This window comes from Neobacillus cucumis (genome assembly GCF_016908975.1).
Classification (GTDB): Bacteria; Bacillota; Bacilli; order Bacillales; family Cytobacillaceae; genus Neobacillus; species Neobacillus cucumis.
In genome coordinates this window covers 266,666-288,984 of sequence record NZ_JAFBEX010000004.1, presented here as the reverse complement: position 1 = coordinate 288,984, position 22,319 = coordinate 266,666, and the positions used below count along the sequence as shown (strand labels likewise).

General features: G+C 39.0%; 18 protein-coding genes. 16 read left to right on the top strand and 2 right to left on the bottom strand.

Annotated elements, in window-relative coordinates:
• Positions 1–101: 101 nt before the first annotated feature.
• Together JOC76_RS07545 and JOC76_RS07540 are read left to right on the top strand one after the other, a co-directional pair.
• On the top strand, positions 102–1,193 hold the full coding sequence (locus JOC76_RS07545; RefSeq protein WP_205176973.1) for a GerAB/ArcD/ProY family transporter: 1,092 nt from the start codon (positions 102–104) through the stop codon (positions 1,191–1,193).
• Between the two features lie 226 nt (positions 1,194–1,419).
• Positions 1,420–1,641: a DUF2642 domain-containing protein gene (locus JOC76_RS07540; RefSeq protein ID WP_205176972.1), complete on the top strand. Its 222-nt coding sequence runs from the start codon at positions 1,420–1,422 to the stop codon at positions 1,639–1,641.
• Between the two features lie 345 nt (positions 1,642–1,986).
• On the opposite strand, the gene JOC76_RS07535 is transcribed toward JOC76_RS07540, so the two are convergent.
• Positions 1,987–2,472: a hypothetical protein gene (locus JOC76_RS07535; protein WP_205176971.1), complete on the bottom strand. Its 486-nt coding sequence runs from the start codon at positions 2,470–2,472 to the stop codon at positions 1,987–1,989.
• Between the two features lie 184 nt (positions 2,473–2,656).
• Here JOC76_RS07535 and JOC76_RS07530 point away from each other — a divergent pair, with 184 nt between their 5' ends.
• The gene (locus JOC76_RS07530; protein ID WP_239557594.1) at positions 2,657–3,364 is read left to right on the top strand and encodes a DUF421 domain-containing protein; all 708 of its coding nucleotides are present in this window, start codon (positions 2,657–2,659) and stop codon (positions 3,362–3,364) included.
• Between the two features lie 225 nt (positions 3,365–3,589).
• On the opposite strand, the gene JOC76_RS07525 is transcribed toward JOC76_RS07530, so the two are convergent.
• Positions 3,590–6,721, bottom strand: a complete 3,132-nt coding sequence (locus JOC76_RS07525) for an efflux RND transporter permease subunit (protein ID WP_205176970.1) — start codon at positions 6,719–6,721, stop codon at positions 3,590–3,592.
• A gap of 222 nt (positions 6,722–6,943) precedes the next feature.
• On the opposite strand from JOC76_RS07525, the gene pssA reads away from it, so the two are divergent.
• The 13 genes from pssA to JOC76_RS07460 all read left to right on the top strand — a co-directional run bounded on the left by pssA (position 6,944) and on the right by JOC76_RS07460 (position 22,268).
• On the top strand, positions 6,944–7,435 hold the full coding sequence (gene pssA, locus JOC76_RS07520; RefSeq protein ID WP_205176969.1) for a CDP-diacylglycerol--serine O-phosphatidyltransferase: 492 nt from the start codon (positions 6,944–6,946) through the stop codon (positions 7,433–7,435).
• 258 nt (positions 7,436–7,693) lie between these two features.
• The gene (locus JOC76_RS07515) at positions 7,694–8,971 is read left to right on the top strand and encodes a DedA family protein (RefSeq protein WP_205176968.1); all 1,278 of its coding nucleotides are present in this window, start codon (positions 7,694–7,696) and stop codon (positions 8,969–8,971) included.
• Between the two features lie 28 nt (positions 8,972–8,999).
• Positions 9,000–9,716 (top strand): response regulator transcription factor, encoded by a 717-nt coding sequence (locus JOC76_RS07510; RefSeq protein ID WP_205176967.1) that lies wholly within the window; start codon positions 9,000–9,002, stop codon positions 9,714–9,716.
• Positions 9,694–11,052 carry a sensor histidine kinase gene (locus tag JOC76_RS07505; RefSeq protein ID WP_205176966.1) on the top strand — a complete coding sequence of 453 codons (1,359 nt, stop codon included), beginning with the start codon at positions 9,694–9,696 and terminating at the stop codon, positions 11,050–11,052. The genes JOC76_RS07510 and JOC76_RS07505 overlap by 23 nt, the downstream gene beginning before the upstream one ends.
• A 28-nt stretch (positions 11,053–11,080) precedes the next feature.
• Positions 11,081–12,277 carry an MFS transporter gene (locus JOC76_RS07500; RefSeq protein ID WP_239557593.1) on the top strand — a complete coding sequence of 399 codons (1,197 nt, stop codon included), beginning with the start codon at positions 11,081–11,083 and terminating at the stop codon, positions 12,275–12,277.
• A gap of 386 nt (positions 12,278–12,663) precedes the next feature.
• Positions 12,664–12,948, top strand: coding sequence for a YhdT family protein (locus tag JOC76_RS07495; protein WP_205176965.1), 285 nt, complete (start codon positions 12,664–12,666; stop codon positions 12,946–12,948).
• Positions 12,945–14,399, top strand: coding sequence for a sodium/pantothenate symporter (panF, locus tag JOC76_RS07490; protein WP_205176964.1), 1,455 nt, complete (start codon positions 12,945–12,947; stop codon positions 14,397–14,399). Before JOC76_RS07495 ends, panF begins: the two co-directional genes overlap by 4 nt.
• A 71-nt stretch (positions 14,400–14,470) precedes the next feature.
• Positions 14,471–14,710, top strand: coding sequence for a CsbA family protein (locus JOC76_RS07485; protein WP_205176963.1), 240 nt, complete (start codon positions 14,471–14,473; stop codon positions 14,708–14,710).
• A gap of 343 nt (positions 14,711–15,053) precedes the next feature.
• Positions 15,054–17,033, top strand: coding sequence for an excinuclease ABC subunit UvrB (uvrB, locus tag JOC76_RS07480; RefSeq protein ID WP_205176962.1), 1,980 nt, complete (start codon positions 15,054–15,056; stop codon positions 17,031–17,033).
• A gap of 7 nt (positions 17,034–17,040) precedes the next feature.
• Complete coding sequence (gene uvrA / locus JOC76_RS07475; protein WP_205176961.1) at positions 17,041–19,914, top strand: excinuclease ABC subunit UvrA; 2,874 nt, start codon at positions 17,041–17,043, stop codon at positions 19,912–19,914.
• A 514-nt stretch (positions 19,915–20,428) separates the two neighbouring features.
• Entirely contained in the window at positions 20,429–20,743 is a 315-nt protein-coding gene (locus tag JOC76_RS07470) for a magnetosome magnetite crystal formation protein family (protein ID WP_205176960.1), read from the top strand.
• A gap of 37 nt (positions 20,744–20,780) precedes the next feature.
• On the top strand, positions 20,781–21,890 hold the full coding sequence (locus JOC76_RS07465) for a DUF4097 family beta strand repeat-containing protein (protein ID WP_205176959.1): 1,110 nt from the start codon (positions 20,781–20,783) through the stop codon (positions 21,888–21,890).
• Positions 21,891–21,902: 12 nt separating this feature from the next.
• Complete coding sequence (locus tag JOC76_RS07460) at positions 21,903–22,268, top strand: phage holin family protein (RefSeq protein ID WP_205176958.1); 366 nt, start codon at positions 21,903–21,905, stop codon at positions 22,266–22,268.
• The last annotated feature ends 51 nt before the right edge of the window (positions 22,269–22,319 follow it).

Below are 22,319 nucleotides of genomic sequence, written 5' to 3'. Positions count from 1 at the left end.
TATTATAAAAATATTATACATATCAAATTGACTTATATACAGGAACTAGAAAAGCCTTCTTAGTCATGTGAAATTATATAAAAAATGGTGGATATGGAGTTATGGATAAAACAAAAATTTCATCTTTCCAATTGTTCGCACTTGTTTATTTATTTGAAATGGGAAGTGCTATTTTAGTTGGGATTGGGGCTAGTGCCAGACAAGATGCTTGGATAGTGTTACTTCTCGGAATGATAAGCGGACTATTGATGTTTCTTATTTATTATCGTTTGTTCCTCTATTATCCAGACCTTCCCCTGACAAGTTATATACAAAAATTAACAGGTGATTTTATAGGTCGTATCCTTTGTTTTATTTATATCATTTATTTTATTTATGATGCATCGAGAGTTTTACGAGATTTCGGGGAATTATTAACTACAACTATATATACCAATACACCGCTATTAGTCATCAATATGTTGATGATTCTTACCAGTATGTATGCCATCATTAAAGGACTTGAAGTATTAGTTAGAGTAGGTGAGCTTTTTTTTATAATCGTATATTTAATCTCCATTGTCGGCTTCATACTTGTAGTATTTTCTGGGTTAATCCATTTAGAGTATCTTAAGCCATTTTTGGAAAATGGCTATATTCCAGTGATAAAATCAACTATGCGTGAATCGATACTATATCCATTTGGTGAAATGATTGTATTCTCAATGATCCTTCCGCAGATAAATGAATACAAAAAGGCAAAAAAAATATGCCTTACAGCGATACTTTTAAGTGGGATCAATATCATCATTACTACAATCATTAATATTACTGTTTTAGGAGTCGATTCTTATATTCGATCTCCATTCCCTTTGTTAAACACAGTTCGAAGTATTCCTTTTGGTAGGCTTGATGTACTTTTTATGCTCTACCTTGTAATTGGAGGTTTTTTTAAAGTAACCGTATTTTTTTATGCTGCCGTATATGGAGTCGTTGATTTATTTCAAATTAAAAATCCCCGAACACCTATTTTTCCAATTGGATTACTAATTTTATTTGCCTCTATTGCTATCGCAATAAATTCTGCCGAGCACTTTAAAGAAGGGCTTAATGTTAAATATATCTACTATCCATTAGAAATTTTTATTCCTTTCTTTTTGTTTATCATTGCGCATTTTAAAAATAGAAATGAGCAATTAAAAGTGAAATCATGATGGTAATGTTCATTACTAGGTGCGGCCATGGTATTTAGTTCTGTATCTATTGATCTCCATGCCTTTCGTTTACAAAAAGTAAAATGATAATAGTAGAACCCTTTTCAAATGAGAAGGGTTCTTTTGATTACGCACCTTAAGGAAAAAATTATTAGCTTATCCAACAAATACCCAATCAATTGATGAAGATCGTTCATTTAATAGAATAGAAAGGAGTTGATAGTTAATGAATAGAAAAGATTTTATGCATTTCGCATCCGAGCTTGTCGGAAAAGAAGTAGAAGTTATCACAAATAGAGAAACATATACTGGAACACTTGAATATGTCGGAAGTGACCATATTATATTGGCAACTAGAATAAATGGGCGTAGAGTAAGATTAGCAATCCGTATCGCTTTAATCATTGCTCTATTCAGGTTATTTACTGGACGAGCTTTTACTTTTTAACTGAAATATTCAAGAAACAATGGAGAAAAGAGTGGAAATCCACTCTTTTTCTCATTTTTTAGAAAATTATAGATTTAGTTATTGTGGATAACTTTTTACAGGTTTAGAACGTCCAGCTCCAGCGCCCAGCGGCTAGTGTCCTTCGCGCTTCTCCCTACGATAAGTCAACATCAAATCGCTATCGCTCTTCGTGTTTCCTTTATCTCAGTCGAAGCACTCCAGGCCATACGCCGCTAAACGGGCGCTTGCGCTTTTGTTCCTCTTGCGTCTTGTTTTTCAATATGTACATAGTTGTCAGAGGATACTTAACATATTGTCCCCTAACAGGATGTTAATCCAAGTAGACTATTTACCGGTTAAGATTAACTTTCGTGTTTTGATATCGTATATTTTATAACTAATTTCAAACATATGGTCTTTTGTAGCGGTCACCTTACAATAATAAGGGATTGACTTTCCATAAGCATCAAGTGCAGGAATATCCTTGAAAGTGAATACTTCATCTGAATCAAGCATTTTAAAGTCCGCTTCAGAAGAACGACCTGATGAATTGATATCGATCACACATTTCCCACTAACGACATCGTATTCCTTTAGCATGACATATTTTAGACTTGGCAGTGTAACTGCTAAAAGTAAAACACCAAATATCAAGGCTACAAGGCTTTTACCGATAGTTAATAATCGATATTTTTTATCAACAAACATCACAATAAAGGCAATGACTGCGCCTATGACAAACACTGCTCCAAGTATGAGCATAAAATAGAAATAGAACATTTTTTCACTTCCAATAACAATTAATTGGTATACATTATTACTTCTTTGCACTACCTGCTCTTTTTCTTAATAAAAATATAAATTGCATAATTCAATATATCACAGACTTTTCTCTCTTTTTTAATTAGTTTGATTCAACTGCTTTCCTTTTAATTAAAGGTTTAGAGGCAGACGAAACTTCTAATACTAAGGATAGTTTTTCTATTAGCAACGTCGTTTTAGGGGAGAGACAAAGTTGGAAACCATTTACCGGACAATCATTGTTTTTATGGCAGGCTATTTGTTTTTAAGAGTGACAGGAAAAAAGGCTGTATCACAAATGCACACCTATGATTTATTATATATTTTTGTCTTAACAAACATTATCAGTACCCCGGTAGAGAATGATCATTTAGGAAAGGCTATCATCTATGCAGGCATTACGGTCATTTTATATAAAATTTTCATTCGTTTATCGTTACATAATAAATTAAGATGGATCTTAAATGAAAGCCCTACGGTCTTAATTCATAATGGGGATATAGATCGAAAAGGGTTGAAAAAGGCACGGATGCCAATTAATGAGTTATTATCACACTTACGAGTAAAAGGGTACACAGATATACAGAATATTGCGATTGCAATCATGGAGGAAACCGGAAATATTAGTGTGATCCCTAAGGCGGACTACCGCCCGGTTCAACCGAATGATTTAAACATCTCTGTTAAGAAAGAGTATCTCCCTATACCACTGATCATGGATGGCCAAATCGTTTACCATAATTTAAAGTATTTACAGCTAGACCGGGAATGGCTATTGAACGAGCTTGAGAAAGTAGGGGAGAAAATAGAGACGATTATTTTAGCCACTTTTTTAGATGATGGGACGTTATTTATTGATAATAATGAAGTAGAAGAACACGATGGCGATCCTTATTATTACAAGCCGGGGAGAGATAATTAACTACAATATGATCCATCAAAAAAGAACCCCAGTAAAAAGGGGTTCTTTCTTGAAATGATAAGAAAGTATAAATTTCGACTTCGAGAATTGTCCAGCTCCAGGCGCCATCGGCTCGAGGTCACAAGCCAATCCGTCCGAAAGGTTAAAAGACAACCTTTCGGCCGGCTCGTCTTGTGCTTGTCGCCGATAGGCGGGCGCCTTGCGCTTTTCTTATTCTACCTGAGGTTAGGCTTTGCTAATACTATCTTTATCGAGCGTATTCACTTGATCCTTTGCCACATTTTTATGCAGCCATTCATAAATAATCGGGATGATTATGAAACTATTGATTGTCGATGTTACCATACCACCAATGACGACAATACCTAGTGTTTGAGAAATAACTGTGTCGGCATTATGAGAAAAAGCAAGTGGTAATAACGTAAGGACAGTTGCTGCGGCCGTCATTAAGATCGGTCTAATCCTTGATAGACTGCCACTTAAAACAGCATCTTTTACAGGCATACCTTCTTTTCTATTTCGTTCAATTTTGTCAATTAACACAATTCCATTGGTCACTACTATACCTGTTAGCATAAGAACACCAATTAATGCAGCTAAATTCCATTCTCCATGGAATAGGATAAGTGCAATGACAACACCGCTCAAAGCAAGCGGAATACTTAAAAGTACGGATAACGGTGCTCTCCATCCTTTGAAAATAGAAGAAGTAATCAGTAGCACTAAAAGAATTGAAAATGCCACTGCAACTGACATATCGAAAATCATATCTTTTACTTGCTGAGTAATACCACCCATTGAATACGTTACATCTTTAGGAAGCTTCATGTTGCCTAATGCTTTCTCCGCTTGGCTTGACACTTTACTAATATCATTTGATGTAATCTGTGCTGTCACAAGGGAGAATGGCTGACCATCTCGTTCGCTAATGGTAGAAGGAGAGGTATCCTTTGAAATTTTAGCGATTTGGTCAAATCGTACCATTTCACCATTCGTTCCAGGTAATGTTTCAGCAGAAAGAGAAGCTAAAACATCATCGGCAGTTGCGTTTAACGAAATGCCTGAGTTCGTTCCAGTTGAAATTTGATCTAAATATTGGTCTACAGGAAGTGCTTGATGGTCAACTGTAACGGTAGCATCTTTCGATGAGGACATATAACGATTAATCACCGTTAGAATGTCAGCTACTTTTACACCTTTATCTTGAATCGCTGTTTGGTCAAAAGTAACCTTATACTTAGGTGCACCATTTGTTAAATCCACTTTTCCATCTACACTTAGATCAGCAATTTTTGAAAGGTTAGTTCTTGCCTCTTGAGCTACTTGATCCAATGTTGCTTGGTCTGAACCTGTAAACAGAATACGCATTTGTGAATCATCGCCAGAGATGTTCTGGCTTGTCACCGTATAAGTAACATTTTTTGATAATGACGGCAACTGCTGTTGTAATTGTTTAATGACTGAATCAGCATCTTTATCATTCTTCAATACAACGGCTAGGTTAGCTACGTTTGGATAAGTGATAAAGCCACCACCTTGGTCAAACACATCATCACTTTGAGGCGTCATGGTAGACCCAAAATTGGATGAATACGCAGCAACCTTTGGATTATCCTTTAACGTTTTTTCAATTTTTTGTACTTCAGAATCCACTTGAATTAAGGTACTTCCCTTTGGCAATTCTGCTTTAATGGCAATTTGTCCGATTTTTCCACTAGGTAATAAACTTACAGGAAGGAATGCGGAATAAGTGCCAGCAGCCAAGAGCACTAAGATCGAAATAATAATCATGGCTTTCTTATGTTTAAAAGCCGATTGCAAGATTGGTTTCATTTTTGAATCGAGCTTGACTGTTTGTTTCTCTCCGTTTCCGCCTTTCCATCCCATGAAAGCAAGGGCAGGGATGACAAGCATCGCAACAAAGAATGAAACGATTAAGGCAATAACGACAGACCATGCAAATCCGCTATATGAAGCACTGATTACGCCTCCGACAAAAGCAATCGGAATATATACAGCAATCGTTGTAAGCGTTGATCCTAAAATTGCTGGAATCATTTCAACAACAGATGATGCAAGAATGGAAAGTAATGGTTTTTCCTTCTGTTCTTCGCGCTTTCGATACATATTGTCTAGGATAACGATCGAGTCATCGACAATACGACCCATTGCTACAATCAAACCTGAAACAGTTAAAATGTTTAACGTGATACCCATTGATTTTAAGAAAGCTGTGGTTGCCAGTAATGAAATGGGCAATGAAATGGCAATTAATAAGGTGCTTCTTACATTTCGGAAAAAGAAGAATACACAAATCATAGAGAATAAACAGCCGAGCAAACCTTCGCGTACTAAGCCAAAAAGAGAACTGTTTAATTCTTTTTCGCGGTCTAACAAAATTTTAAACGAAACATCCTTTGGATTTACCGTATCCAATTGAAGGTGTGCTACACGGTCTTTTACTTGATTTGCTACATCTGTAATATTAGATGATGGTGTTTTGATTACATTTAATGTAACACTTGGTGCTCCGTTTGTTCTTGAAACGGTTTTGACGTCATTTAATGAGTGAGTGATAGTACCAAAAGCTGATACAGGAATGACCTGACCTGCCTTATTCTTAATCGTTGCGCTCTCCATTTGTTGTACCGTTAATGGTAATCCATCAAATGACACTGGAATTGATAATTGGTTGTTTACAATATTTCCTTGAGGCATGGATGGAACTGCTAAAGCAAACGATTTATTTACATCATCCAATGTTAATCCGTTTTTCATCAAGTCTTTCATACGGATAGTTAAAACATATCCATCTTTTGCTCCACCGATTACGGATACATCCGATACACCAGGAACAGATTTTAATTGTTTGACAATTTCTTGTGTTGCAGTGGAACGTAGTGTTTGTTCATCTAATTTTGAACTTGTTAAGCTGTAAGTCAAAATGGGGAATGAACTTGTTGTTAATCGTGTTACAGAAGGAGTGGTTGTAATAGTTGACGGAAGGTCTGCATTTGCTAATGCTTTGTTTACTTGATCCTCCGCTTGTTTCATGTCTGTATTCATTGGAAAATACAAACTCATAAACAAGCCTCCGTCATAAGAAGTACTTTCTACATTAGAAAGTCCATCTACTACCTTGGCTGCACTTGCTAGATTATCGGTTACTTGCTGTTTTACTTGTTCCGCCTGTAAACCAGGAACTCTCATACTGACTGAAAGGGTAGTATTGTTAATCCCAGGCAAATAATCTCGTTGCATCTGGTAGGCAGATATACCTCCCCAAGCCAAAATAATGACAACACACACAATCATAAGAATCGCGCGCTGCATAGTCGCCTCTACTAATTTTTTCATTTATGTACCTCCCTAATTTATAAACCCATAACTTTATGAAACAATGTCATCCATCAAATATGATACTGATATCCAAAACTGGGTAATCTAAGTATATAAAAGCAAACTTTTTATTTTATAAAGAAAAGGTTAAGAAATCCTTAAGATGCAAAAAACATTTGGTTAGGATGGTTTTTAATACAAATGCTATTAAATGGTGTTTGATGTCAGGGGGGAACCTAGTTGGTTAGTCGTGTAGTAAGAGCTATACCTAATTTATTTACGATGGGAAATTTATTATGCGGAGTTCTTTCCATTACATGTAATATGAATGGTTTTTTTGAAGCATCGGCCGTTTTGATTTTTTTATCGGCTGTTTTTGATCTTCTTGATGGAAGAATTGCAAGAACACTAAAAGTGAACAGTGAATTTGGGGTAGAATTAGATTCCTTGGCTGATATTGTTAGTTTCGGAGTTGCTCCTGCACTTTTATTTCATTCCATTGCACCGCCATCCATTTTAACATCTTTAGCTTTCGTTCTTTTTCCCATGATGGGGGCATTAAGATTAGCTAAATTTAGTGTTAAACCCACCATTGGTTATTTTAAAGGACTTCCTATCCCAGCAGCAGGTTTGCCATTGGCAGGTATGGGTTTCTTTTTATATAGCAATGCGTGGGTTACCTTAATACTTGCTCTTTTAATGGTAAGTCCAATTAGAGTTAAAAAACTTTAATTTTTTCTATTTTAAAAGAGCTAGTAACCTTTTCGAGGTTGCAGCTTTTTTATTTTATCTCAAATCTTTTTGTTCTCTTAATAGTCGATTAAGAATTGATTAACATAGAAAATGGATGCTTTTATCGTGCTAAATTATATGTAGACTTAGTTTTTTACTTTGAGAATTGTCTAGCTCTAGCGCCTAGGCCTTCGACAAGTCTTCCATATCGGGGCTACCAAGGCGCTTGCGCTTTTCTTGAAAAATGGAGGCATTCATATGTCACACTTAATTACTTTATTTGAACAGCACAGTTATCTCATATTATTTATAGGCATTTTTCTAGAACTCATGGCGCTGCCGATATCAGGGGAATTTTTAATGAGTTATGCGGGGTATTTTGTGTTCCAAGGAAAGATGAATTATATCTTGGCACTCCTGACAGTCTTTCTTTCAGGTGGTGCAGGAGTAACGGTAACCTATTGGATTGGGAGGGCCGGAGGATATAAACTAATCGAAAAATATGGGAAATATGTCCATCTCGGACCTGAAAGATATGATAAAATAGCTGCCTGGTTTGAACGGTCTGGCAGCAAATTGTTGGTCTTTGCTTATTTTATTCCAGGTATAAGGCATTTTTCAGGTTATGTTTCAGGGATTTCTCGAATGCCGTTTCGAAAATTTATTATTCCAGCTTATATAGGTTCTTTTTTATGGGGAGTTTGTTTTATTACGTTAGGAAAAGTATTAGGACCTCACTGGGAAGCTTTTCATCAAGCAGCAAGTAAATATTTTATCATCTTCCTAATCGTTTTTGCGATATTGTTAGTTGCATTTTTTGCATATCGGTTTTATAAAAATCAAATTAAAAATATATTTATTCAATTTATTAATTGGATAACCAATCGACTTAAAACAATAAGAAAAACGGAAATCTTTTTTATTTTTCTTACCTTAGTATTAATCGGTATGGTGACGTTGATGCTGGGAATGGCTCAAGATTACTTAGATAACGAATTTACAATGTTTAATGAAATTGCAGAATACCTCATTCATTCTGTTATTTATATGAGCTGGATGAAAGGATTTTTAGTATTCAAACAACCGTTTGCCCTTGGCAGTATGATCGCTATATCGATCATTGCCATTTGGATAAAAGGTCAAAATAGGGTATTAGAATATGTTTTACTTATCGTTTCCCTATTCGGAGCCTTGCCTTTTCATGAATTAATTACCAAAACATTTTCGTTTCTTCAGTCCTTTGGTTTCGTTGGTAAATTTCATTCCGCCAATTTCCCTGATTTACAGGCCACTATGATCTTCATCATTTATGGGACATGTATATTTTTACTTATTCGTCATTCCAAAAAGATATATATGTCCATATATGTTCCTCTATTGGGTTTATTACTACTAGTAGGATTAACCGTTTCAAACATTGCATCGACCCATTTACTCCCAAGTGATATTTTTGGAGGATATGTATATGGAGGCGTCTGGATCTTTTTTAACTTCTTGTTGTTTGAAATGTTGAGACTGGTCATAGGAAAGAATTAATCAAGATTGTATGAGGGGATGAGTGGAGTTGAAAACACATATTCTTGTAATTGAGGATGAAACGCAAATAGCTCGTGTTTTAAAAGTGGAATTAGAGTATGAGGGTTATCAAGTCACAGTTGAACATGACGGTAAAGCAGGATTAGAAACGGCCTTGCATACTAATATCGACTTAATTTTATTAGATGTTATGCTGCCAAGATTAAGTGGAATTGAGGTATTAAGGAGATTAAGAAAGGAGAATCGTCATATTCCTGTTATTCTATTAACAGCCCGAAATACCACATTTGATAAAGTAGCGGGATTGGACCAAGGTGCTAATGACTATGTTACAAAACCTTTTGAAATTGAGGAATTATTAGCACGTATCCGTGCCTGTATGCGTAATAATCCAAAAACAGTAGGATCACAGGGAGAAGAATCGATATTAAAAGTAGAGGATTTGATTATTAATACGGATTCAAGAGAAGTTAAAAGGAATGATAAAACCATTTCCTTAACACCGAAAGAATACGACTTCTTGGTTTATTTAGTCATGAATAAAAATAAAGTAGTTACACGGGAAGGCATTATCAATAACGTTTGGGGGTATGAGTACGAAGGAGAAACCAAAGTAATTGATGTCTTTATTACCCACTTGCGAAAAAAAATAGATGAAGGATTTTCCACTCATCTGATAACGACCGTTAGAGGAGTTGGTTTTACCATAAAGGAGACAACGGATGAAGATCAGAACAAAAATTAATCTTCTAACAACTGTTTGGATGTTGACCATCTTAATGATTATTAATTTTGTGGTCTTCTTTTTGTTTATGAAAACAACAGTAAATATGGAAGAAAAAGTTCTTTTTCAGAAGGCAGATGATATTCTTACAGAATGGAATAAACATCCATCCTCTACAAATGTTAAGGTAGAGTTAAAAGATTATTTAACAGACCATTCATTCATAAGAATCATTCAACCGAAAAACAATGTGATGGATGAAGTATACAATGACCCAAAACTCTTAAAAAAAATAAAGGGAAAATATACAAAGTCAAAGCAGGCTCAAACACATTTGATTTCGGAGGAAAATGGAGAAGAGGAAGTACTGATTGTTCGTGTACCGATTAACAAAAATCAAAGTCTGGAAATTGGGGAATTGTTATCGGGTCTAGAAACGAGAAAAGAAATTCTTCGTGGGATTTTAGGATTTTGTACAATTTTAGGGGTCTTATTCTCCTTACTCGGAGGCAAATGGTTAGCTAATCTAATTATGAGACCTATCTCAAACATGATCAAAACGATGGAAGAAATTGAGAAGAGCGGTGTTCCTAAAAAGATCATTATGCAAAATGAAACGAAAGATGAGCTTCAAACAATGGCAAGTACATTTAATCGTATGATTGATAGACTTCAAGAAAATATGGTGAAGCAATCTCAGTTTGTTTCAGATGCGTCACATGAATTAAAAACGCCCTTAACGGTGATTAAGAGCTATGCCAATCTCTTACGAAGGCATGGGTTAGAAAATAAAGAGATGGCGGACGAGGCCATCCACGCTATCCATTCAGAGGCAAACAGAATACAGAAAATGACGGAGACTTTTCTAGACCTAGCTAATTTAGAGAAAGAAAACATACTAGAAATAAATAAAGTAGAATTGGTTTCTTTATGCGATATCATTCTAAAACAACTTAAAGATGTATATAAAAGAGAAATAATACTTTCCTTTGAAGAAAAGCCAATCACTATTTATGCCGATGAGTTAAAGATCAAGCAGGTTATTATCATCTTGCTTGATAATGCCATTAAATATAGCCATGATAAAATTGAAGTCTTTTTAGAAAGGAACCATGAAAATGCCATTATTCATATTAAAGATTATGGTATTGGTATCCCAGAGAATGAAATAGCTAATATTTTTGAACGTTTTTACCGGGTAGATAAAGCAAGAAGCAGAGAAACTGGAGGTTCTGGACTGGGCCTGCATATTGCTAAGAGTATTATTAAACTGCATAAAGGTGACATTAAAATAAAAAGCAAAGAAGGGTCAGGGACGGACGTAGAAGTGCTTTTACCAATCAGCAATGGAATCTAATAGAAATTATTTAAGCAGGGGTGAAGTGATGGATTCAGAACAACAAAAAGAAACGAGAAAACCATTTTGGGGCTTAAATTCAGTCATTTTAGTTCTTGGAATCGTAAGTCTTATGACGGACCTTTCGAGTCAGATGATTGTTCCAATCCTTCCCTTATACTTAACTTCCATCTTACATGTACAAGTCGGGACACTGGGGATTATCGAGGGGATTGCGGAGAGCACAGCAAGCATTTTAAAATTTTTCTCTGGTTGGATGTCTGACCGATTTGGCAAAAGAAAATGGCTAATGGTAGGAGGTTATGGACTCTCCAATCTGATCAAACCTTTTTTCGCCTTATCATCCACGTGGGGACAGGTTCTTTTTATTCGTTTTGCTGACCGTATTGGTAAAGGGATTCGTACTTCACCACGTGATGCCATCCTCGCCGATACGACGACAAAAGAGGAACGTGGAAAAGCCTTTGGATTTAGAAGGTCCATGGATACTTTAGGGGCAGCTCTTGGACCTTTGGTGACCTACATGATTCTGACTCTATGGAACGGAAGCTATCAGTCTGTCTTTTGGTTTTCGGCAATCCCGGGATTAGTGGCAACATTGCTCCTTATCTTCTTTTTAAAAGATAAAAGAAATCAAAAAACACCACCAAGCAGTGTGAAAAGGCTGCCGAAGATTAGCTTCAAGGGACTTCACCCACGTTTTGTGTGGTTCACATTGATCACTTTACTCTTTACTATAGGGAACTTCTCTGATGCATTCCTAATTTTACGAGCGAAAGATGTGGGTATGGCTGCGGCGTATATCCCGTTGACCTATTTTGCCTACAACATTGTTACCAGTATCTTTTCTACTCCTTTTGGCATGATTTCAGACCGTATCGGCCGACGCCCCGTGTTAATAACCGGCTATCTCATGTTTGCACTTATTTATCTTGGTTTTGGCCTGGTCCATACGGTCTCGGGGATTTGGGTTTTATTCTTTGTTTATGGGGTGTACTACGCAACGACGGAAGGGATTCAAAAGGCTTATGTTTCAGATATGGTACCAGAAGGACAACGGGGTATGGCGCTGGGAACCTTTAATGCCTTAATAGGTATAGCTGCCTTACCCGCAAGTGTAATGGCAGGATTTTTGTGGCAATCATTCGGTGCTTTTACTGCTTTTGGTGTGAGTAGTATTTTGGCCATCATTTCTGCCTTGCTGATGCTCATTTTTCGGATATAAATATGAGAAGTCATACTCGCTAGATTCATAGCGGGTATTTTTTTATAAAAAGGCTCTGTTTTACCTGAAGGTTGATTTCACTGTGTTTGAAAAATAAACGGCAAAATTCCGTTTAAATTGGGAAATACCCCTATTTCCTTAAAAATAGAGGAAGTTTTTCCGTTTATATGATCCAAATCTTTTGATTTTGTCTTATTTAGAGCAGTTAAACGGAAAATCTCCGCTTATGATTTCTCATACCTACACGAAAATCAGCATTGAATCTTAACAGAGTATGCAAAACTCATTCAAAACCTCAAATAATAAAAAAATGTCTTATTGTATGGTAAAATGTTCTAACTTGGAAAAAATCTAACTAATAGAGTATACATACTAGGGGTGAAATAGTGAAAAAATCGGTGAATTCGTTGGACAAGCGTTTTAAGATTGCCCATAAAGAGGCACTTATTGGAATTATTCTCATGATTATCAACTTTATCATTTGGTACGGCTTTGCCTACGGACTTGGGTCAGCCAATGTCAAAGATTATACATACGTGTGGGGTCTGCCAGCATGGTTCTTTTACAGCTGCATTCTTGGCTCCATCATTATGATTGTTCTGGTGATTGTAACGGTAAAGTATATTTTCCAAGATATACCGTTTGAAGTGAATGAGGAGGAAAACAAATGAACTGGGCTGTCATTACACCATTGATTCTGTTCTTACTAATTATTTTTGCCGTCGGCATTTGGTCCAATAAGTTTGTCTTGAAATCTAATTCGTTTTTGGAAGAGTATTTCTTAGGAGAGCGGCAAATGGGCGGGTTCCTTTTAGCCATGACGATGGTCGCCACCTATGGGAGTGCCAGCAGTTTTATCGGCGGTCCTGGTATTGCCTATACACAAGGGTTGGGATGGGTTTTGCTTGCTGCGTCTCAGCTGGTGACAGGTTATTTTACCTTAATGGTTCTCGGGAAAAAGTTTGCCATTGTGTCACGTCAGTATAAGGCGATTACATTGATTGATTTTTTAAAAGAACGATATCAAAGTAAGACCGTTGTGATCTTGTCAGCGGTAAGCATTATCATTTTTCTTTTTTCATCGATGACTGCCCAATGGATTGGCGGGGCAAGACTTGTAGAATCGCTGACAGGCGTGCCCTATACATACGCCTTATTGATTTTTGTCCTTTCCGTGCTCGTCTTTGTCATTGTCGGCGGCTTTCGAGCGGTTGCCATCACGGATACGATTCAAGGTGTCGTGATGTTTTTAGGAACCTTAATTCTACTGATTGCTACCATTAAAGCTGGAGGAGGAATTCCTAAAATTATTGCTGATTTAGCAGCGGAGAACCCAAATCTCATCAGTCCGTATGGTGCCGAACGTAATTTGACACCTGCTTATGTTTCCTCTTTTTGGATCCTTGTTGGCGTCGGGGTTGTCGGCTTGCCGCAAATAGCGGTCAGAGCGATGTCCTATAAAAACTCAAAAGCGATGCATAATGCCATTATTATTGGAACGATTGTTGTTGGTTTTATTATGCTTGGGATGCACTTAATCGGCGTATTTGCAAGGCCAGTACTGCCAGGAGTAAAAATCGGTGATACGGTTATGCCGCTGTTATCGATGAAAGTCTTGCCTCCGTTTGTAGCCGGCATTGTACTTGCTGCCCCAATGGCTGCAATTATGTCAACAGTCGATGCCTTGCTGATTTTAGTGAGTTCTGCTTTGGTAAAGGATATTTATTTAAATTACATCAAGCCTAATGCAGAGGATTCCCTTATTAAAAAGGTGAGTTTTAGTGTAACAGCTGTTATTGGGATAATCGTCATCTTCCTAGCGTTAAGTCCGCCTGATTTGATTGTTTGGTTGAATTTGTTCTCTTTTGGTGGTCTTGAGTCTGTCTTTATTTGGCCGGTAATCTTGGGCTTGTATTGGAGTAAAGGTAACAAGTACGGAGCCATTGCATCGATGATTATCGGAATGAGTTCTTATATTCTATTAGATCGTTTTTATCCAAATCCCTTTGGTGTTCATACGGTCGTTCTGCCAATTATCCTGTCCTTGCTGGTTTTTGTCATCGTTAGTCTTAGCTCACAGCAAAAGTCGGCATCAGCTAATTTTGTAAAGGCTAGTGAATAAGCAATTTTAGTTGCATTTTTATGAATAACTTTTTAGAATTAATTAACGAGATTGCTAAATGAGGTGTACCCATGTTTGAGGTTATTAGGATATTTGCGGCGCTTACGATGCCTGGATTACTGGTTTTACTTTTTTCACGGGTCACTTATAATCGAGTTATCGGCCTTGTTTTAACAGTTGCCCTGATTGCGGCATCGGTCTATAAAGGCTATACCGACGGTTTTTACCTGATTGTAATTGATGCTTTTTCACTTACAGCCGGGTTCTGGCTGGCAGCTAAAATGAAACCTCGTTTAATTAAAAATAGCTAGTAAACTTATCAAGTCTTCTAAGTCTGTCTGGAACCCGGCAGGCTTTTTTATTTTAAATTGAAGAAAAGTGCTGATAAAATCAAATTTTCGCCGATAACAACCGGAAAAGTAACGATAAATACACGAAAACTGCCGATAAGTTCCACAAAACCGCCGATAAAATAACGAACTGCCTTACTTTAAGGAAAAAACAAAAAAAACGAATATTCGTTCGCATATTATTGGTTTGTTTTTGGGTGATTGTGGTAAAATGTTAATATGTATTTTCGAGATTTTGCACCATCCCGGATAATAAACAGTTTCTAAGCTTTAGAGGGATAATTTTTACGGGAGGAATTGAATCGTGAACGACCAATTTGAATTAGTTTCCAAGTACTCGCCACAAGGTGATCAGCCTGAAGCCATTCGCCAGTTAGTGGAGGGGATTAAAAACAATAAACGCCATCAAACCCTGCTCGGTGCGACCGGAACGGGAAAGACTTTTACCGTTTCAAACGTGATTAAAGAAGTTAACAAACCGACGCTTGTGATTGCCCATAATAAAACGCTGGCTGGACAGCTCTACAGCGAATTCAAAGAATTTTTTCCGAACAATGCGGTGGAATACTTCGTCAGTTACTATGATTACTATCAGCCGGAAGCCTATGTTCCGCAAACCGATACCTTTATTGAAAAAGATGCCAGCATTAACGATGAAATTGATAAGCTGCGCCACTCGGCGACCTCGTCATTATTTGAACGGAAAGATGTTATTATCATCGCCAGTGTATCCTGCATCTATGGTCTCGGTTCGCCGGAAGAATATCGAGAGATGGTGGTATCATTGCGTTCAGGCATGGAAATTGAACGCAATCAGCTGCTGCATCGCTTAGTCGATATACAATATGAACGAAATGATATTGATTTTAAAAGGGGAACCTTCCGTGTCCGCGGCGATGTAGTGGAGATTTTTCCTGTTTCCCGCGATGAACATTGTGTCCGCGTTGAATTTTTCGGAGACGAAATTGACCGGATTCGTGAAGTCGATGCCTTAACGGGTGAAATCATGGGGGAACGCTCACATATCGCGATTTTCCCGGCATCCCACTTCGTCACTCGTGAAGAAAAAATGCGTCTTGCCATCGAGAATATTGAAAAAGAACTCGAGGAACGGCTTACTGAACTTAGAGATAATGATAAACTGCTAGAAGCCCAACGGATTGAACAGCGGACTCGCTATGATTTAGAAATGATGCGGGAAATGGGCTTTTGCTCAGGGATCGAAAATTACTCCCGTCATCTGACTCTAAGACCGGCAGGTTCAACTCCTTATACCTTGCTAGATTATTTTCCAGAAGATTTTCTTATCGTCATTGATGAGTCGCATGTCACCTTACCGCAAATCAGAGGTATGTTTAATGGAGACAAGGCTCGTAAACAGGTGCTGGTCGACCATGGCTTCCGCCTGCCATCGGCACTTGATAACCGACCGCTTACTTTTGATGAATTTGATAAGCATGTTCACAATGCCATCTTTGTTTCGGCCACCCCTGGCCCATATGAACTTGAGCATACACCGGAAATGATTCAACAAATCATCCGTCCAACAGGCTTGCTTGATCCAACGATTGAAGTCCGTCCCATCGAAGGGCAAATTGATGATCTAATTGGGGAAATACAAGATCGAGTGAAGAAAAATGAACGTGTCCTCGTGACGACGTTAACGAAAAAAATGTCAGAGGATTTAACGGATTACCTAAAGGAAATCGGAATTAAAGTGCAATATTTGCATTCCGAAGTCAAAACGCTGGAACGGATTGAAATTATCCGCGAGCTCCGCCTTGGCAAGTATGATGTCCTCATTGGGATCAATCTGCTCCGGGAAGGTCTCGATATTCCGGAGGTTTCGCTGATTACGATTCTTGATGCCGATAAAGAAGGCTTCCTCAGGTCCGAACGTTCCTTGATTCAAACGATTGGCCGGGCTGCCCGAAATGCCAATGGTCATGTTATTATGTACGCCGATAAAATTACAAATTCGATGGAATTGGCGATTAATGAAACGAAACGGCGTCGGGCGATTCAAGAGGAATACAATGAAAAGCACGGGATCACACCACAAACGATCCAAAAAGAAATCCGCGACGTTATCCGTGCGACCCAAGCTGCGGAGGATCAAGAAGAGTACAAACCAGCAGCTTCCTTTGGCAAGATGTCGAAGAAGGAACGAGAAAAACTAATTATGACGATGGAAAAAGAAATGAAAGAGGAAGCCAAGGCACTCAACTTTGAACGAGCCGCCGAGCTTCGTGACTTATTATTGGAATTGAAAGCGGAAGGATGACGATTAGATGGCAATGGAAAAACTGATTGTGAAAGGCGCCCGCGCCCACAATTTGAAAAATATAGATGTCACCATTCCGAGAGATCAGCTTGTTGTACTGACTGGACTTTCCGGCTCAGGGAAGTCCTCCCTTGCATTTGATACGATTTATGCGGAAGGGCAGCGCCGCTATGTGGAATCCCTGTCTGCCTATGCACGGCAATTCCTCGGACAAATGGATAAGCCAGATGTCGATACGATTGAAGGGTTGTCACCGGCGATTTCAATTGATCAAAAAACAACAAGCCGAAACCCGCGCTCCACTGTCGGGACGGTAACGGAAATCTATGATTATTTACGATTACTTTATGCCAGAGTCGGACATCCAACCTGTCCGAATCATGGTATTGAAATTTCCTCGCAAACGATTGAACAGATGGTAGACCGTATCCTTGGTTATCCAGAGCGAACCAAAATGCAAATCCTTGCGCCGGTGGTTTCAGGCCGGAAAGGAACACATGTAAAAGTGTTTGAGGATATAAAAAAGCAAGGGTTTGTCCGGGTTCGTGTTGACGGAGAAATGCTGGATCTTAGCGATGATATAGAATTAGAGAAAAATAAGAAGCATTCAATTGAAGTCGTCGTCGACCGGATTGTCGTGAAAGAGGGCATCTCTGCCCGCGTCGCTGATTCTCTTGAGACGGCCTTAAAGCTTGGGGAAGGAAATGTGATTGTCGACGTCATCGGTGAGGAAGAGCTGCTGTTCAGTGAGAATCATGCGTGTCCGCTTTGCGGTTTTTCAATTGGTGAATTAGAACCAAGGATGTTTTCTTTTAACAGCCCATTCGGTGCCTGCCCGGAATGTGACGGACTCGGCTCAAAACTGGAAGTGGATCTTGATTTAGTCATTCCAAATAAGGATCTAACTTTAAAGCAGCATGCCATTGCCCCATGGGAGCCAACCAGCTCGCAATATTATCCGCAGCTTCTTGAAGCGGTCTGTGATCATTATGGCGTTGATATGGATATCCCAGTTAAAGACATCCCGGATAATCTAATGGAAAAAATCCTTTATGGTTCTGGCAAGGATAAGATTTATTTCCGTTATGAAAATGATTTTGGACAACTCCGTGAAGGTCATATTCAATTTGAAGGAGTGATCCGCAATGTCGAGCGGCGCTATAAGGAGACTAGCTCTGACTTTATCCGTGAACAAATGGAAAAATACATGGGTCAGCAGCCATGCCCGACCTGTAAAGGCTACCGCTTGAAAAAAGAATCAATGGCCGTATTAATTAATGGAAGCCATATTTCACAAATTACCGATTTGTCGATTGAGGAAGCCCATCAATTTTTTCAAGAGCTAGAGCTTTCGGAAAAAGAAATGCAGATTGCTAAGTTAATTTTCCGTGAGATTAGCGAGCGGCTTGGCTTCTTGATTAACGTCGGCTTAGATTATTTAACACTGAGCCGCACAGCTGGAACGCTTTCCGGTGGTGAAGCGCAGCGGATCCGGTTAGCGACGCAAATTGGCTCACGGTTAACAGGTGTATTATACATTTTGGATGAACCATCCATCGGTCTCCATCAGCGTGATAATGACCGTTTAATCGGAACGATGCAGAATATGCGCGATATTGGGAACACCTTGATTGTCGTGGAACACGATGAAGATACCATGCTCGCTGCTGATTATCTCATTGATATAGGTCCTGGCGCCGGTATCCATGGCGGCGAGATCGTTTCTGCGGGTACGCCAGCAGAGGTGATGGCTGACCCCAACTCCTTAACAGGTCAATATTTGTCTGGAAAAAAATTCATCCCGCTCCCGCTTGAACGCCGAAAGTCGGATGGCCGATATGTCGAGATTAAGGGAGCTTCGGAAAATAATCTGCGAAATGTAAATGTCAAGTTTCCACTCGGTCTGTTTATTGCCGTGACAGGTGTGTCTGGTTCAGGGAAAAGTACATTAATTAATGAGATTCTTCATAAATCATTGGCCCAAAAGCTGAATCGTGCCAAAACCAGGCCAGGAGCCCACAAAGATGTTAAAGGAATTGAGCATTTAGAAAAGGTCATTGATATTGATCAATCGCCAATCGGCAGAACGCCGCGCTCGAATCCCGCCACCTACACGGGGGTATTTGATGATGTCCGTGATGTGTTTGCTGCGACGAATGAAGCAAAGGTGCGCGGGTATAAGAAAGGCCGGTTTAGTTTTAATGTCAAAGGCGGCCGCTGTGAGGCCTGCCGCGGTGATGGAATTATTAAAATAGAAATGCACTTTTTACCTGATGTGTATGTCCCGTGCGAGGTGTGCCATGGCAAACGATATAACCGTGAAACACTTGAAGTGAAATACAAAGGGAAAAATATTTCTGATATTCTTGATATGACCGTCGAGGCTGCCGTTGAATTTTTCGAAAATATTCCAAAGATTAGCCGTAAGCTGCAGACGATAATGGATGTTGGTCTAGGCTATGTGAAGCTGGGCCAGCCGGCAACAACGCTATCAGGCGGTGAGGCACAGCGAGTGAAGCTAGCGTCTGAATTGCACCGCCGTTCCACTGGTAAGTCATTCTATATCTTAGATGAGCCGACGACCGGGCTTCATGTCGATGACATATCCCGTCTGCTTGTTGTCTTACAGCGTCTGGTTGAAAATGGGGACACGGTCCTTGTCATTGAGCACAATCTGGATGTGATCAAGGCCGCTGATTATTTAATTGATTTAGGTCCCGAGGGTGGAGACAAAGGCGGCACGATTGTGGCAACGGGAACACCTGAAAAAGTGGCCGAGACCCCTGAGTCTTATACTGGAAAGTATCTTAAACCAATCTTAGTACGTGATCGCGAGCGGATGAAACAGCAAATTGAAGACAAAAGTACGATTAAGGCATAGATGAGAGCCGAAATCTCCGGGTAACCAACCTGGTGGTTTCGGCTCTTTTTATTTTTTAGTTGAATGGAATGAATCTGGAAAGTGGCGGAATAAAATAGAATGCATGATGAATCGGGTTCCGTAGAAATTTGAAAGTATTTATTAGAAGGTAGGCGGAAAAACAAGCAAATTTGGCGGAAAAAATGAGAAAACCGGCGGAATTAATCCAAGATTAGGCGGAATTAATGAGAAAACCCGCTGAATCCAGCAGCCGCAATCAAAGGCGGAAAAACCAGTGAAGTTGGCGGAAATAACTTAAAAGTTGGCAGAAAAAATGAGAAAACCGGCGGAATTAATCCAATAATCGGCGGAAAAATGACTAATATTGGCGGAATTAGCCCAGCTCAGATACCCAACCCAGATACCCAACCAACCCAGACTCAATCCAGAGCCCACACGCACACCAAAAAATAACAAACAAAATAGAAACCTTTCCCTAACAAAGCTCGTAATAAATGATAGAGGTGATATCCAAATGGAATCTAAAAAAGTATTATCCAGTTTATGCTATTTTAGTATCTTTTTCGCCGGATTTATTTTTCCATTAGCCGTTTTACTTGCCACCGGTGACGAAGGGACCAAACAGCACGCCAAGAAATCACTATACTCACACCTAATTCCGCTAATCACAACACCATTAATTATATTTGCCGTATTCTATGACTTTACTAGCCAGCCAGATGGCATCCCTATCTTTACCATCATTAGCATCATTGCTCTCATCCTGGTTTGGCTCATCGTCATCATCTGGAACATTGTCAAAGGTATAAAAGTGTTAACAGCGAAATAAACGAAAATACCCAATCATTTCAATTGAGGTGGAAAACATGAAAGAGGAAAAAAAACGAATATTACAAATGGTCGAAGAAGGAAAACTGAAGGCCGACGAAGCCTTAGCACTGCTCGAAGAACTAGATAAAGCACAGCAAACCATGGAACAAAAACAAGCACAAATCGTGAATGAGCTCTCAACCGCCGTCCATTTTGAAGAAGCCAAAAAAGAAGAACCATTTCAAGCAAAATACCAATCTGCCAAGGATAAACTATTTGAATTTGTGGATTTAGCCCTCAAAAAAATTAAAGATCTAGACTTAGATTTTAACATTGGCCAATCCGTTGAAATCTCACATATCTTTCACCAAGCGGATGTCGACCTACAAGACATCGACATTGATGTTGCGAATGGAGCGGTCAAACTCATCGGCTGGGATCAAAAGGATGTCCGGGTCGAGTGTCAGGCAAAGGTCCACCGGGTTGACACCCAGGACCAAGCCCGGCAAAACTTTTTACGAGATGTCACCTTTGCTGTGGAGAACCAGAAACTAAGCTTTATCACCCAGCAAAAATGGATGAAGGTGGAAGCTGTAGTTTATGTGCCAAAATCTCTTTATAATCGGGTTCGAATTCGACTGTTTAATGGACCCATTTCTGGGGAACAAATGAATATAGACGAACTGCGCGTGAAAACCGCCAATGGAAAAATTGCTCTCGAAAATTTCACCGGAAAAAATACGGAAATAGAAACAGCGAACGGAAAAATAAAGCTGAAGAAAAGTCAGTTTGAAAAGGTAGAAGCAGAAGCGATTAATGGGGGCATCCAGCTTGATGGAGAATTCAAAAATCTTCAAATGGAGTCATTTAACGGCAATATCAGTGTAAACCTGCATGGAAGCCAGGCGGAATGGATTCAAGCCAAAACGGCTGTTGGCGGCATTGACCTATATATCCCTGAAGGACTGCCGGTAAATGGTCATTTGAAATCCAATCTTGGCGGCTTTCATGTCAACCTTGTCGGCATTCAGATACTGGAAGAGAAGAGTGAAATGATCCATAAATCACTCCGTTTCCAATCCATTCAACACCCTGAACAGCTCGTCAACCTTTTTGCAGAATCCAAAACAGGCACCATCACCATCCACCAATCAGATGAAAAGTAGGAGACCTAATCAATGAGATGGCTGTTAAGTTGTTTGATAAATGCGGTATTATTTATGGCTCTTGCTGGTTATTTTCATGAAAGCTTTCAGCTAACAGGATTTGTGGCTGCACTAGAGGCGAGCGTCATGTTATCCATTTTAAATATGCTTGTACGTCCACTATTGATATTACTTACCTTACCGGCGACCGTATTAACGATGGGGCTATTCTTATTTGTGATCAATGCCATCACCCTTGAACTGACGGATTACTTGATGGGGGATGCCTTAGAAATTAACGGCTTTGGGATGGCCATATTTTTTGCGGTCATGATGTCGTTCGTAAACATCATCATTCAAAAGGCACTGTTCGAACCATCTCGAAAGGCGAAGAAATAATCGAAATAGGTGTACTCCTTATCCCTTAGGAGTGCACCTTTTTGACTTTTT